The following is a 14,082-nucleotide window of genomic DNA, read 5'->3' on the forward strand; positions in this document are numbered from 1 at the left end:
GCTGAGGCTGCCGATGGTCCTGGCGAGCCGGGTCACTGGAGCAGAAGGTCAATTGTTGTACAGGGTGCTTTCCAGATAGCTTTGCCGCAATTCGCGCACCGCCACGGACAAAATCGCACTCACGGGCAACGCAAGGAGCACGCCGAAAAAGCCGAACAGTTGCCCGAACGCGAGCAACGCGAAAATGACCGCGAGCGGGTGCAGCCCGATCCGCTCGCCGACGAGGCGCGGCGTCAGGAAAAAGCTCTCCACGATCTGACCGACGCCGTAGATCACAGCCACCGCACCGAAGCCGTACCAGTTGCCGAACTGCAGCAATGCCGCAAGAAGCGCCAGCGCGAGCCCGGTCGCAAAGCCAATGTACGGGATGAACACTGCGAGCCCGGTGAAGATGCCCACCGGCAGCGCGATCTCGAAGCGGGCGATGCTGAGCGCCACCGCATAGAACGCCGCGAGCACGCCCATCACGAGCAACTGGCCGCGCAGATATTGCGACAGCATCTGATCCATGTCGCGAGCGAGTTGCAGCGTCTTGTCGAGCCAGCGGCGCGGCACCACACCCTGTACGCGCAACAGCATGCGGTTCCAGTCGTACAGCAGATAGAACAGCACGAGCGGCACCAGCACGAGATTGCCGATCACGGTCATCATGACGTTGCCGCTCGTCACGATCGAAGTCCACGCATAACGCGCGACGGTCTGCGCGCTGCCTTCCAACTGGCCCATCACGAGATCGCGTACGCTTGCGAAATCCAGCGAATCGGCGAGCCCCAGCATGGCGAGCTTGGGCTGCAGCCACGCATTCACATGGGCGAACAGTTGCGGCACCTGCTGCCGCAGCTGCGGGCCTTCCTTCTGAATGACGGCGAAGACTAGCAGCGCGAGCATTGTCACCAGCAACGTGAAAAGCAGCATCATCAGCAAGGCAGCGATCGCGCGCGGCACACGCCGGCGCACCATCCACGCGACGCCCGGCTGCAGAATGTACGCGAGAATCGCGCCGAGCAGAAACGGCGTGAGGACGGGGCTCAAGAGCCACAGCAGAATGCCCACGCCGAGCGCGATGGCTAGCCAGATGAAAGCGCGGCGCTGGACCGGAGTCAGTATCGAGGAGTTCTGTTGCAAAGTTGTTTCCCTGGTGTCGCCGGAACGGATGATTCGAAATCCAGCCGGCCGGCAACTCTGTATGGGACCGGAGTAAGCGCTGAAGCGCCTACTCTGGATCGGCATCGGGTAAAATCGCATTTTACCGACCTTCGAGCTCTCCCCCATGAATCAACCGAAATCCGCCCCGAATTCAACCGGTTCGGCCCAAGGTCTGTCGTACCGCGACGCCGGCGTGGACATCGACGCGGGCGACGCCCTTGTCGACGCGATCAAGCCCTTTGCCAAAAAGACGATGCGCGACGGCGTGCTGGGCGGCATTGGCGGATTCGGCGCGCTGTTCGAAGTGCCGAAGAGGTACAAGGAACCGGTGCTGGTATCGGGCACAGACGGCGTTGGCACGAAGCTGCGCCTCGCGTTCGAGTTGAAGAAGCACGACACCGTCGGCCAGGATCTGGTCGCCATGAGCGTGAACGACATTCTCGTGCAAGGCGCCGAGCCGCTGTTTTTCCTCGACTACTTTGCCTGCGGCAAGCTGGACGTGAACACGGCGGCAACGGTCGTCAAGGGTATCGCCTACGGCTGCGAACTGGCGGGCTGTGCCTTGATCGGCGGCGAAACGGCTGAAATGCCGGGCATGTATCCGGACGGCGAATACGATCTCGCGGGCTTCGCGGTCGGTGCGGTGGAAAAGAGCAAGATTATCGACGGCAGCACCATCGCTCCCGGCGACGTGGTGCTGGGCCTCGCTTCGAGCGGCATTCATTCGAACGGTTTTTCGCTGGTGCGCAAGATCATCGAGCGCGCGCAGCCCGATCTGAATGCGGATTTCGACGGCCGTTCGCTAGCCGACGCTTTGATGGCGCCCACGCACATTTACGTTAAGCCGCTTCTCTCGCTGATGCAGCAAATCGCGGTGAAGGGCATGGCGCACATCACCGGTGGCGGGTTGGTCGAAAATATTCCGCGGGTTCTGCGCGAAGGCCTGACAGCCGAGCTGGATCATCGCGGCTGGCCGCTGCCGCCGCTCTTCTCGTGGCTGCAAAAGCACGGCGGCGTGGCGGATGCGGAAATGCATCGCGTATTCAACTGCGGTATCGGGATGGCGGTGGTCGTCTCGGCTGCTGACGCGGACGCTGCAATCGGTCTGTTGTCCGCAGCCGGCGAGCAGGTCTGGAAGATCGGCACGATTCGCGAGAGCGCGCCGGGTGAAGCACAGACGGTAGTGGTGTAAAGATTGGCAGCCTGCGCGGCGTGAATACTAAATGCCGCGCAGGCTCGCAGTTTCAAGGTTTTCTGAGGTCTCGTAGTTCCCCAGCGTGCTCGCCATCTAGTTTGCTCGAAAGCGCAGCACTTTGGCGTACTTCACCAAAGCGCATCAAACAGGCTGCGAAACCAGCGCTTCGATCAAATCAATCACCCGCGCGCTCGCGTTTGGGTCGCAACAGTCCACCACCACCCGCTCGTTCATGCTGCGCAGCCATGTGAGTTGCCGTTTGCACAATTGCCGCGTCGCGAACACGCCTTTGTCGCGCATGGTCGGGTAGTCGACGGTTCCATCGAGATATTCCCAGACCTGCCGGTAGCCGACGCAACGCATCGACGGCATCTCGGGCGATAAATCTCCGCGTTCGCGCAGCTTCACCACTTCATCGACAAAGCCGTTCGCCAGCATGGCATCGAAACGCTGCTCGATGCGCGCGTGCAGCACGCTTCGGTCCGACGGTTCGAGTGCGATCGGCGCGAAGCGCCACTGCGCCGCGGCGTCGTCGATGCGAGCGGGCGCGGCCAGCAATGCGGACATCGCTTGACCCGTTAGCAAGAAGACTTCGAGTGCGCGCTGGATTCGCTGCGAATCGTTGGGCGCAAGGCGCGCGGCAGTCGCCGGATCAACGGTAGCCAAACGTGCATGCAGCGCGGGCCAGCCATCGCGTGCGGCGTCCGCGTCGAGTTGCGCGCGGACATTCGCGTCGGCTGCGGGCAAGTCGTTGAGCCCTTGAGTCAGCGCTTTGTAGTACAGCATTGTCCCGCCGACCAGCAGCGGCAGCCGGCCGCGCGCAACGATCTCTGCGGTCAGCCGGAGTGCGTCGGCGCGAAATTCCGCGGCGGAGTAGGCGTCGGCGGGATCGACAATGTCGATCAGATGATGCGGCGCTACCGCGCGCTCATCGGCGGTCGGCTTTGCGGTGCCGATGTCCATCTCGCGATACACGAGCGCCGAATCGACGCTGATGATTTCGACCGGCCGCCGCGCGGCGAGAGCCAATGCAGCCGCGGTCTTGCCCGACGCAGTCGGGCCGAGCAGGCACGGAATGGGCGTGGCGGTGCGTGCGTTCATGAGCGTGCCGGCGCTTGGCAATCGAGCCTCAAGAAGCGCACCGTCACTGTCCGCGCATGAAGAGGCGGTCGAGGTCGGAGAGCGTCAACTGATACCACGTGGGACGCCCGTGGTTGCACTGGTCGGCGCGCTCCGTCGCTTCCATCTGACGCAGCAGCGCGTTCATTTCGTCCAGCGTGAGACGCCGGTTCGCGCGCACCGCGTGATGGCAGGCGAGCGTGCCGAGCAGTTCGTGCTGACGCTCGGTCAGGACACGCGAGCCGCCGTAAGCATGCAGATCGGCCAGCACCGCGCGCGCCAATGCCTGAAGGTCTGCGTCTTTCAGCAGCGCCGGCACCGCGCGGATGGCGAGGGTAGTCGGCGACAGAACCGCCAGGTCGAAGCCAAGTGCGTCGAGCGTGTCGCGCTCTTCTTCCACTGTGCCGATTTCGACAGGGTCCGCCTGCATCGTCTGCGGAATCAGCAACGGCTGCACCGCGATCGTGCGGTCGGCGAGCGCGTTCTTGAACTGCTCGTAAAGGATGCGCTCGTGCGCCGCGTGCATATCGACGATCACGAGTCCATGCGCGTTCTGCGCAAGCACGTAGATGCCGTGAATCTGGCCGAGCGCGAAGCCGAGCGGCTGGTCGTCGGCGGGATTGAATGCGGGCGGCGCATAGGGCGCCGACGCGTTATAGGGCGACGGACCTTCGGCGGCGGAATCGCGTGCTTCGAAGAGCGTGGCGCCTTGCGCAGTGCCTGCGCTGGCGTCCTTGCGGCCGAACAACGCGTCATAGAATGCGAGCGGTTGGGCGACCGGCAGCGTGCCCTGGGTCATGCGCGACTGGCGCATCCACGTATTGCCCGCTTGCGACGCGCTGAAGCCGCTACCCGTCGATCCAGGCGTGCCGTTGGAACTCAAGCCGCCGACAAAGCTTCCCGCAGCGGAACCGCCAAATCCGGCAACACCGGCACTGCCTGGCGACGTTCCGAACGAAACCGCTCCGTCCGCCGACGCTTGCAGATGCGCCGCGTGTCCGCCTGCGGTCGTCTCCGGCGACGCGCCCGCATGGCGCGCCAGCGCACGCTGGACCGCGTGGAAAACGAACTGATGAATCGAGCGTGAATCGCGGAACCGGACTTCGATTTTCGACGGATGCACGTTCACGTCGACCGCTTCGGGCGGCAAATCGAGAAACAGCACATACGACGGATAACGGTCGCCATGCAGCACGTCTTCATAAGCGGCGCGCACCGCGTGCGTCAGCAGCTTGTCGCGCACGAAACGGCCATTGACGAAGAAGTACTGCTGATCGGAGCGTCCGCGGCTTGCGGTCGGCAAACCCGCGCAACCGTAGACGGCGAGCGGACCGGCGGATTCATCGAGCGGCAGATGAGCCGTCGCGAAAGTTTCGCCCAGTATCTTCGCGACTCGCGCGGGCGGTTCGCTGGCGTTCCAATGCTCGACGGCCTTGCCGTTGTGCAGGACCGAAATGGCGACGTCCGGTCGCGCCAGCGCGGCACGACGGATCTGTTCAAGACAATGGCCGAGTTCGGTCTGTTCGCTTTTCAGGAATTTGCGGCGCGCGGGCGTGTTGAAGTACAGCTCGCGCACTTCGATGGTGGTGCCTTGCGTGCCCGCAGCCGGGCTCAGCACGCCGGTTTGTGCATCGACGCGCACTGCATGCGGCGCGTCGGCAGTGCGGCTCGTGATGGTCATCTGCGCGACCGACGCGATCGAGGCCAGCGCCTCGCCGCGAAACCCGAGCGTCGCGACGGCCTCGAGCTCGGCGAGCGAGCGGATTTTGCTGGTCGCGTGGCGCATCAACGCGAGTGCAAGTTCGTTCTCGGGAATGCCGCAGCCGTCGTCGGTGATCGAAATACGTTTGACGCCGCCCTCGTCCAGCATGATGCGAAGCGTCTGCGCGCCCGCGTCGAGCGCGTTTTCAAGCAACTCCTTCACCACCGATGCGGGCCGCTCGACCACTTCGCCGGCGGCAATCTGGCTGATGAGCTGATCGGGCAGCGGCAGGATTGCCCGCAGCGGGCGCACAGCCGGTGTAGCGGCGGCGGCCGTGGCGTCGACAGGCGTTTCGGAAAATTCGGACATGGCGAAATTATAGCGATTCAGCGCGGCGGCCCTCGAATGGCGGAAACACGCCGGAGATTTTCGAGGTTCGCCCGGGCACTTTCTGTATCATGACGCGGTCAATTCGGGCGGCGAGCGAGCGCTCGCCATTATCCCGCGGGTCTGCTGCCGACCCTCACACCACGTTCACTCTTGCCTCATAAAGGACGCTTTTTGGACACGCTGCTACATCTAGCCAATCTTGTGCTGCACATCGACAAGTTCCTGGGAGAATTCATCCACGTGTACGGCGCCTGGGTCTATGCGGTGCTGTTCCTGATCGTGTTCTGCGAAACGGGGCTCGTGGTTCTACCGTTTCTTCCGGGCGATTCGTTGCTGTTTATCGGCGGGGCTTTCTGCGCGTCTGGACAGATGAATCTCGGTTTATTGATCCTGTTGCTGTTCGTCGCGGCGACCACGGGCAATACCGTCAACTATATGATCGGGCGAGCGATCGGGCCGAAGGTTTTCAATTCGCGTATTCCACTGCTCGAGCGTTTTCTCGACCGGCGCGCGCTGCAGAAAACACATGACTTCTACGAGAGGCATGGCGGCAAGACCATCGTGCTTGCGCGTTTCATTCCGGTTGTGCGGACGTTTGCGCCGTTTGTCGCGGGTGCTTCGGAGATGACGGTTAGCCGGTTTCAGCTGTTCAATGTCGCCGGCGCGCTGTTCTGGGTATTGCTGCTTGTTCTGCTCGGCTATTTCTTCGGCAATATTCCGTTTATCCGCCAATATCTGAATGTGATCGTGCTCGTCGGGATTGGCGCTGCGATTGTGCCGGTCGTGCTCGGCGCGCTCTGGAAGATGATGCGCAAGAGTGCGTCGAAGCCTGGCTAACGCTGGCGCGGGCACTTAGTCCGCTGACCTACTTGCATGAGCAAACGGCGTCGCGTAAATTGCGACGCCGTTTTTTTTGCGTGTGCGGCCACACGCCTGCCTGCGCGTTCACGTCACTGCACGCGGCGCGAGCGGGGTTTCGGGCGTTGGGTAACCGGCCTCGCGGAATGTCTGGATGATCGCGCGGTTGGTGTCGAAGTACACCTGCCAGTAATGCTCATTGTGTGCGTAGGGTCGCACGCAAAGCAGCGGTCCTTCGGGCGTGAAGCTCAGCACTTCGACATCGGGCGCGGGGCTTTCCGCAACGTTCGGTATTTCGGCGATGGCAGCCTTCAGCCGGTTCATCGCGTCCGTCGGGTCGACGCCGTTCGCGATCTTCGCTGTCAGTTCGACCCGCCGCACCGGCAGCACGCTGTAATTGGAAATCGTGTCGGAGAAAATCTTGTTGTTGCCGATGATTGTCGTCACGTTATCTGGCGTAACGATAGTCGTGCCGAACAAACCGAGTTCGGAGACGGTGCCCGTGACGCCGCCCGCGGTCACGAAGTCGCCGACCTTGAACGGCCTCAACACCTGCATGAAGATGCCGGCCGCGAAATGCGCGAGCAGTCCGCCCCACGCCGTGCCGATCGCGAGGCCGAGCCCGGCGAGCAGCGCCGCGAACGAAGTGGTTTGCACGCCGAATACCTGCAAGATCGCGAGGATCAGAAGCAGGTTCAATAGCGCGCCGAGAATCGAGCCGAGGTAATGCGCGAGTGTCGGGTCGACGCGGCTGTTACGCGTTAGCACCGCACGCAGCAAGCGGGTAATCAGTCCAATGACCCAGCGGCCGACGATCCACAAGACGATCGCACCGAGCACTTTGACGCCGAGGTCGATGCCGCGGGTCATCATGAAAACGCGTACGGTTTCGAAATCCAAGATGTTCCCCAATCGGTGAACTTGCTTTGACTGATTACGACGTGACGCGATGCTGCAGGCGGGTGCCTAGGTGGCTGAATCCAACCGGATGCTGCCTGGTCTTGGAAAGTTATAGGTGAAGGCGCGAGGCTGCGCAAGGACCGTTCCCGCCGCGCCTCGCGCTCGCACGACGCGTTTTACATCGGCAGGTGAGAGTCGGAGTAGGGCGATGTCGGAATGACCAACGTCTTGCCTAACGTCGATCTGGCGGGGCGGTTTCGGCGACCAAAACTGCGCCACGCAACTGCCGCAACGATTGCGAGCGCATATGCGGCGCTGCGTACGAAGAACGCGGTCGGCGTGCTGAACTGGCCGTAACGTGTGCGAGAGTCGGCAAAGACAAGGAAAGTGAGGGCTGCATCCAGCAGCATTGCGGTGAGCGCCAGCGCGGAAAACACGCGAGAGCCGTCTATCGCTGCTCCGGGTATCAGGCGATTACACCCATTGCACGCGACAAGCACGATCGCCAGCAACGCAAGATTCGAAGCGAGATCGAACAGAAAATTGGTCATATCGATGGAATGAAAGCGCCGCAGGTTGCGGTGTTGCGAGAGCGTCTGCGTCCGTCGGTTCTCGGCGGATTGACAGACGGCGGCGATCATTGCACGTCTTTATGTCTCAATAAATGCTCACGTTCGCAGTCCGTAGCGTTGTCGGAATGTGCGATGTATCGCGTGAGAAAAGTCAGGGGCGTAACGAGAAATCGCGGCGAGTTGTGTGCTGTTTTTTGCTTTGGACTTCGCCGTGTGGTTTGCGCTACTTCTTCTTGGAGAGAAGAGTGTTGCTAAGAGACCAGGGGAGCGCGCGCTCCAAAGAAAGCAGCGACGAAAAAAGAAAAGGGCTTACGACGCTGACGCGTGTAAGCCCCCGAATCTTTTGGTAGGCCGTACGGGATTCGAACCTGTGACCAACGGATTAAAAGTCCGCTGCTCTACCAGCTGAGCTAACGACCCAAAAGAGAAGCGAAATTATAGCGATAGCCCCGGAGGACTGTCAACCCGTTCCGAGCAATCCGATATACACGTTAGTGCAGTTCAGATAGTGAAAAGCCCGGGGCGTGAAGACCCGGGCTTTTCAGCGAGAGGCGCGCGTGACCATCATTTTTGGCGCTCACGGACACTGCGCGTTACTGCGAACTGCTCGACACGACTACGACTACTTGATCTGCGACAGCTTGCTTTGCGCCGACTGCGCGACGTCCGAGCCGCCGTATTGCGCGACGATCTGCTCGAGCGTCTTCTTGGCCGCGGCCTTCTGACCTTGCTCGAGCTGATTGTTCGCGATTGCCATCAATGCTTCGGGCGCTCGCGGATGCTGCGGATAATTCTTCACCACACCCTGCCAGGTCGCCGTCGAGCCCTTGTAATCGCGCAACGCATACAGCGCGTTGCCGAGCCAGTACTGCGCGGTCGGCTGATAGGGGCTGTTCGGATACTTGGAGATGAAGCTGCGGAACGACGCCGCCGCATTCTTGAAGTCGCCGTTGCGGAACTGCTGTGAGGCCGCATTGAACGACTCCGTTTCGCCCGGCTGCACCTCGCCCTGAACGCCATCCACCGTTTGCTGCTGCGGCTCGAATTTCTTCAGGCGCGTGTCCAGATCGGTGTAGTAGTCCTTCTGCTGTTTTTGCAGCGTGGCGAGCTGATTGGCCATGTCCTCGTTCTGCCCGCGCAGCGTCGCAACCTGTTGATTCATCTGGTCGAGACGGTTGGACTGATCGAGGATCGTGCGCTGTGCTGCCGACAACTGGCTCGACAGGCTGTCAGTCTTCGACCGAAGATCGAGAATGGCCTGCCGGGCCTGATCGTCGTCGAAGATACCGGCGTGCGCGGGCACAGCCATAAAGACCGTGCCCGCGACGCAGGCCGCTGCGGCAAATCGCAGCCAGGAGAAACGATGCGTCATTCGGCTCATCACCTGTTACTTACTGTTGGTACACGAGATCGGCGCGGCGGTTCTGTGCCCACGACGATTCGTCATGACCGGTAGCTTGCGGCTTTTCCTTGCCGAGGCTCACGGCTTCCATTTGCGAGTCGGTCACGCCCATCAGCGACAGCGAACGACGCACTGCTTCAGCACGCTTCTGGCCGAGTGCCAGGTTGTACTCGCTCGTGCCACGCTCGTCGGTGTTGCCCTGGATCAGCACGTGGCGTTGCGGATGGCTCTTCAGATACTGCGCGTGTTGTTGCAGCAGCGACTGGTAGTCGTCCTTCACCGAATAGCTGTCGAAGTCGAAGTAAATGCTGCGCTTTGCGAGCGGGCTGTTCGGATCGTTCAGCGGGTCGACGTTCACTTGCGCGACATCGTTCGGGTTCGGTTGCGTCGAGACGGCGCCGCCCTTGTTTGCGTTTTCGTCGAGCTTGACGCCCGAATGACATGCGGCCAGTGCACCGACCATGAGGACTGCGAATGCGAAGCGAAGTTTAGACATCATTTTTTACTCTCCTTGTGTTATTGCATCAACGTTATTGCATGAAAGGGCCCCAGGACGGCTCACGTACGCTGCCGCCCTGCACTGACAGGACCTGCCGGGTGCGACCGTCGGTCGAAACCGCAGCCAATACGCCACGGCCGTTCACCTGAGTGGCGTAAAGAATGTACTGACCGTTCGCCGCAAAGCTCGGCGATTCGTCATGTGTCGTGTCCGTCAGGCCCGTGGCCGTTCCGCCTTGCAGGTCCTGGATATACAGCTTGAAGCCGCCGCCGACGCGCGAAATATACGCGAGTTGCTTGCCGTCCGGGCTCACGCGCGGACTGGTGTTGTAGCTGCCGGTGAACGTGACCCGTTGTGCCGCGCCGGCGCTTTCACCCTGCGCCGACATCTTGTAGATCTGCGGTTGACCGCCGCGGTCGCTCGTGAAATAGATCGTCTGGCCGTCTGGCGAGAAAGTCGGCTCCGTGTCGATCGAGCTGCCTTGCGTGAGACGGCGCATGCCAGTGCCGTCCGCATTGACGGCGAAGATTTGCGTGTTGCCCGTGCGCGAGAGCGCCACGGCAAGCGTGCGCCCGTCCGGCGACCATGCCGGCGCGCTGTTATTGCCTTTCTGGTCCGAAACGACAATACGCCGACCCGTAGGCAGATCGTGGATATAGACGATCGGTTTCTTCTTTTCGAACGATACGTAAGCCACCTTGGTGCCATCGGGCGACCATGCTGGCGAGATGATCGGCTCCGGGCTCGACAACGCAATGTGCGCGTCCTGACCGTCCGAATCCGAGATCTGCAACTGATAACGGTTGCCGGTCTTGATGACATACGACAGCCGCGTCGCGAACACGCCGCGGCCGCCCATCAGCTTCGCGTATATGTAGTCGGCCACCTTGTGCGCGCTCATGCGGAGGCCGCTTTCGGGGCTGACCAGCACGAGACCGCCGAGGCTCTCGCCCTTGACCGTGTCGTACAGCTTGAAGCGCACTTCGTACTGGCCGTTCGGCAGGCGGTTCACGCTGCCGGCTACGAATGCATTCGCGCCTTTGGCCTTCCAGCTGCCGAGGTCGACCGAGGCCGTTTCGGGAACCGGCGTCGAGCCTGCGTCGATATTGGTGAATTTGCCGCTGCGTTGCAGGTCCTGACGCACGATGGTGCTGACCTGTTGCGGCGAGCTCGCTTCGTTGGCGAAGTTCGCCGTTGCGATCGGGAACTGGGTGGACCCGACGCCCGTCACGAGGACGTTGAGTTGTGCGTTCGCGGCGCCGCCGACGGCGATCAGGCACGACGCTACAAGTGTCCGCAGGCCTAGCTTGGTCATCAAACTCATGCTGTATGGATTCCCCAAAAAACGGTTTTACTAAAGCTTCGCGACAGCAGACAGACCGGAAAAGAGCTAATTCGTTCCCGAGCACGCCGCGCCGGGCGGGGCGCAGGGTCTGCTGTCAAGGTACTGTCAGGCTTTCATCAACCTGCCGGTCGCAACGTAATTCTGAAGCTCGCCGGTGTCTTGCCGTCGATGTCCTGAGGCATTGGGTCCGAGCGCTGAACGGCTCGCAACGCCGCGTCGTCCCACGCGGAATTGCCGCTGCTGTGAGCGATCGTTGCGCTCAACAGGGTGCCTGTTGGTGAACAACGAACGGCGATCACCGTCTCGAGACCCTCCGTCTCACCGCCCCACGAAATGTTCGGCCGCACCACGCGACGCACCTTGTCAGCGTAACCCGGCGATGCCGCATTACCACCCGAGCCGCTGCCCGTGCCGCTCTTGCCGAGGCCATTGCCAGTCGAGCCCGGAGGCCCGGCCATGCCCTGCATTTGCGCGAGCCGAGCGCGGCGTTCCGCGTCGACCTTCTTCGCTTGTGCCGCTGCTTCGGCTTGTGCGGCTTGTGCTTTCGCCTTCGCCGCCTTCTGCGCGTCCGCCTTTTTCTGCGCTTCGGCCTCAGCCTGCTTTTGCTGTTCCTGCTGCTGTTCCTTCAACTGCTGCTGCTTCTGCTGCTCGGCCAACTGCTGTTGCTTCAGCTTTTCCGCCTGCTGCTGTTGTTGCTTCTGCTTCGCGGCCGCCGCTTTCTGGGCAGCCAGTTGCGCCGCCTGTTCGGCCAACTGTTGCTGACGCTTCGCCTCGGCTTCCTGCTGAGCCTGCAGCTTTTCCTGACGTTGCTGCTCCGCAAGTTGCGCCTGACGAGCCGCTTCCTGTTGCTTGCGTTTCTTCTCCTGCAGCGCGATTTCGGCCTGTTCGTCCGCCACCGGCGGAGCAGGGACCACAGGTGCGGGCGGCGGCGGCGCCACGCGCGGGATCGCGGTGTCCGGCACTTCGGTCCACAGTTCCGCTTCGGCGCCTTCGGGCGTGCTGTTCTGCCACTGAATGCCGTGATAGAGGAAGAACCCGAGCAGCGCATGCATCACCAGCGCGAACGCAAAGGCGCGCCCGGTGCCGCGTTCACGCGGTGGCTGGAGCGGATAGTCGGTGTTCTTACGGATCATTGCGATTTGACGAGCAATCCAACGCGTTTGACGCCCCGTGCCTTCAGCTCGGACATCACGTTCATCACGGCTTCATACTTCACGGTCTTGTCGGCGGCGATCACGACGGGCTGATCGGGATGCGACTGCGCGCGATCGGCGATAAAGCCGTTGAGGCCCGCTTTCGTCATGTCCTCCTGCTGCTGCGCGCCCGAGTCGTCCTTGTATTTGACGCTCATGTTGCCGTCCGCGCGAATATTGACGATCACAGGCGGCGTTTGCTGTTGCGGCGCTGCGCCGCCGACAGTCGGCAGATTGACGATGGACGGCGCGACGAGCGGCGCGGTCACCATGAAGATGACGAGCAGCACGAGCATCACGTCGATATACGGCACGACGTTGATGTCGGACATCGCGCGGCGCGAGCGGCCGCCGCGCATGCTGGAGGAGCGAGAGCCTGCCATCGTGGACTCCTCAGTGCGCCTGGCGCTGCAAGATGTTCGAGAACTCTTCGATAAAGGTCTCGAAGCGGATCGCCAGACGGTCGATGTCGTGCGCGTAGCGGTTGTATGCGACCACGGCCGGGATCGCGGCGAACAGGCCGATCGCAGTTGCGGTCAGCGCTTCGGCGATGCCCGGCGCCACGTTCGCAAGCGTGGCCTGCTGCACGTTGGCGAGTCCGCGGAACGCATTCATGATCCCCCACACCGTACCGAACAAACCGATATACGGGCTGACCGAACCGACCGACGCCAGAAACGCGAGGTTCGCTTCGAGCACGTCCATTTCACGCTGGAACGCCGCACGCATTGCACGGCGCGCGCCGTCGAGAATCGCGCCCGGGTCGTTCAGGCGTTTTTCCTTGCCTTTTAGGAATTCGCGCATGCCCGACTCGAAAATCCGCTCGAGCGCGCCGATGGTGTGGCGGTTATTGGCGGCGCTCTGATACAGCGCCTGCAGGTCGCCGCCCGACCAGAAATCGCGTTCGAAACGCTCAGTCTGCGCGCGGGCGCGACGGATCGCAAACCACTTGCGGAAGATGAAAGTCCACGAGAGCAGTGACAGCAACAGCAGGAGCGCCATGACGGCCTGCGCCAGCAGGCTCGCGTTGAGTACGAGAGAAACGATCGACAGATCTTGTGTAGTGTTCATAAAGGTTCGTTTTATCGTCCCGAAAGGGGCGTCCGGCTTTGCAAGGCCACGCGAAGCTTTCCGTGAGCAAAACGGAAGCATCGGCGGTACTGCAAGCCGAACCATGCTTTTGTGCTGCTTGGTCGATGCGAGTTCACTGGCCCCGTAACAACGAGAGTCAGCATGCGTTCGTTGACACGCCGCTGTCGCGCACGCCTGGTCCGCGCCGCAAAGCTGCCAGAACCTGCGGCGGAATCGCGGCGGGGCGCAGTGCTGTACGCTCGACGCAACCGACCCGGATCGAGCCGGTAGCAAGCAACGTGCCGTCGCGCCACGCTTCTTGCGCGAAGTCGACGGAAGCTCTGCCGAGCCGCTCGATCCGGCTCACCACCTTGACGACGTCGTCGAGACGCGCGGGCGCCCGATAGTCGACCGCGGTGCTGCGGACGATGAAGATCGCGCCCGTTTCATCGGCGAGCCGGTTCTGGTCGATGCCGCACGCGCGCAGCCATTCGGTGCGCGCCCGTTCAAAGAACTTCAGGTAATTCGCGTAAAACACGATGCCGCCGGCGTCGGTATCTTCGTAGTACACGCGGATGCCCCACGAATGGCCGATTTCCGTGCCTGGCTGGCTGGTCGTCATATTCATGCGGCGCATTTTACCGGATCGCACACTGCGAGGTCTGTTTCAAGATGTGCGCGCCGTCTGGC

Annotated in this window: 14 protein-coding genes and 1 tRNA gene; 2 read left to right on the top strand and 13 right to left on the bottom strand. The window is 62.0% G+C overall.

Annotated features, from left to right (window positions below):
• Positions 1-48: 48 nt before the first annotated feature.
• Entirely contained in the window at positions 49-1,125 is a 1,077-nt protein-coding gene (locus J2W46_RS12840; protein ID WP_020069719.1) for an AI-2E family transporter, read from the bottom strand.
• Between the two features lie 145 nt (positions 1,126-1,270).
• Between J2W46_RS12840 and purM the strand changes: the two genes are divergently transcribed.
• Positions 1,271-2,338 (top strand): phosphoribosylformylglycinamidine cyclo-ligase, encoded by a 1,068-nt coding sequence (gene purM / locus J2W46_RS12845; protein WP_310354207.1) that lies wholly within the window; start codon positions 1,271-1,273, stop codon positions 2,336-2,338.
• 144 nt (positions 2,339-2,482) lie between these two features.
• Here the strand turns inward: purM and miaA are convergent, their stop codons facing one another.
• Both miaA and mutL read right to left on the bottom strand, forming a co-directional pair.
• Entirely contained in the window at positions 2,483-3,442 is a 960-nt protein-coding gene (gene miaA, locus J2W46_RS12850; RefSeq protein ID WP_310354209.1) for a tRNA (adenosine(37)-N6)-dimethylallyltransferase MiaA, read from the bottom strand.
• Between the two features lie 43 nt (positions 3,443-3,485).
• Entirely contained in the window at positions 3,486-5,531 is a 2,046-nt protein-coding gene (mutL, locus tag J2W46_RS12855; protein WP_310354210.1) for a DNA mismatch repair endonuclease MutL, read from the bottom strand.
• A gap of 192 nt (positions 5,532-5,723) precedes the next feature.
• On the opposite strand from mutL, the gene J2W46_RS12860 reads away from it, so the two are divergent.
• Positions 5,724-6,389 (top strand): DedA family protein, encoded by a 666-nt coding sequence (locus tag J2W46_RS12860; protein WP_310354212.1) that lies wholly within the window; start codon positions 5,724-5,726, stop codon positions 6,387-6,389.
• Positions 6,390-6,497: 108 nt separating this feature from the next.
• On the opposite strand, the gene J2W46_RS12865 is transcribed toward J2W46_RS12860, so the two are convergent.
• The 10 genes from J2W46_RS12865 to ybgC form a co-directional block, all read right to left on the bottom strand.
• The gene (locus tag J2W46_RS12865) at positions 6,498-7,310 is read right to left on the bottom strand and encodes a mechanosensitive ion channel family protein (protein WP_088173299.1); all 813 of its coding nucleotides are present in this window, start codon (positions 7,308-7,310) and stop codon (positions 6,498-6,500) included.
• A gap of 176 nt (positions 7,311-7,486) precedes the next feature.
• Positions 7,487-7,861: a hypothetical protein gene (locus tag J2W46_RS12870; RefSeq protein ID WP_310354684.1), complete on the bottom strand. Its 375-nt coding sequence runs from the start codon at positions 7,859-7,861 to the stop codon at positions 7,487-7,489.
• A gap of 365 nt (positions 7,862-8,226) precedes the next feature.
• Positions 8,227-8,302, bottom strand: a tRNA-Lys gene (locus tag J2W46_RS12875).
• A gap of 202 nt (positions 8,303-8,504) precedes the next feature.
• The gene (ybgF, locus tag J2W46_RS12880; RefSeq protein WP_027777926.1) at positions 8,505-9,254 is read right to left on the bottom strand and encodes a tol-pal system protein YbgF; all 750 of its coding nucleotides are present in this window, start codon (positions 9,252-9,254) and stop codon (positions 8,505-8,507) included.
• 19 nt (positions 9,255-9,273) lie between these two features.
• A complete protein-coding gene (gene pal / locus J2W46_RS12885) occupies positions 9,274-9,783 on the bottom strand; it encodes a peptidoglycan-associated lipoprotein Pal (protein ID WP_013338115.1) in 510 nt (169 codons plus the stop codon).
• Positions 9,784-9,814: 31 nt separating this feature from the next.
• Positions 9,815-11,107: a Tol-Pal system beta propeller repeat protein TolB gene (gene tolB, locus J2W46_RS12890; RefSeq protein ID WP_027777927.1), complete on the bottom strand. Its 1,293-nt coding sequence runs from the start codon at positions 11,105-11,107 to the stop codon at positions 9,815-9,817.
• 137 nt (positions 11,108-11,244) lie between these two features.
• Positions 11,245-12,261 (bottom strand): cell envelope integrity protein TolA, encoded by a 1,017-nt coding sequence (gene tolA, locus J2W46_RS12895; protein ID WP_110402695.1) that lies wholly within the window; start codon positions 12,259-12,261, stop codon positions 11,245-11,247.
• Complete coding sequence (gene tolR, locus J2W46_RS12900; protein ID WP_025601528.1) at positions 12,258-12,704, bottom strand: protein TolR; 447 nt, start codon at positions 12,702-12,704, stop codon at positions 12,258-12,260. Before tolR ends, tolA begins: the two co-directional genes overlap by 4 nt.
• A 10-nt stretch (positions 12,705-12,714) precedes the next feature.
• Positions 12,715-13,392, bottom strand: coding sequence for a protein TolQ (tolQ, locus tag J2W46_RS12905; RefSeq protein WP_006047860.1), 678 nt, complete (start codon positions 13,390-13,392; stop codon positions 12,715-12,717).
• A gap of 157 nt (positions 13,393-13,549) precedes the next feature.
• Positions 13,550-14,029, bottom strand: a complete 480-nt coding sequence (ybgC, locus tag J2W46_RS12910; protein ID WP_310354217.1) for a tol-pal system-associated acyl-CoA thioesterase — start codon at positions 14,027-14,029, stop codon at positions 13,550-13,552.
• Positions 14,030-14,082 lie beyond the last annotated feature (53 nt).

It is taken from the genome of Paraburkholderia strydomiana (genome assembly GCF_031456815.1).
Lineage (GTDB): Bacteria > Pseudomonadota > Gammaproteobacteria > Burkholderiales > Burkholderiaceae > Paraburkholderia > Paraburkholderia caledonica.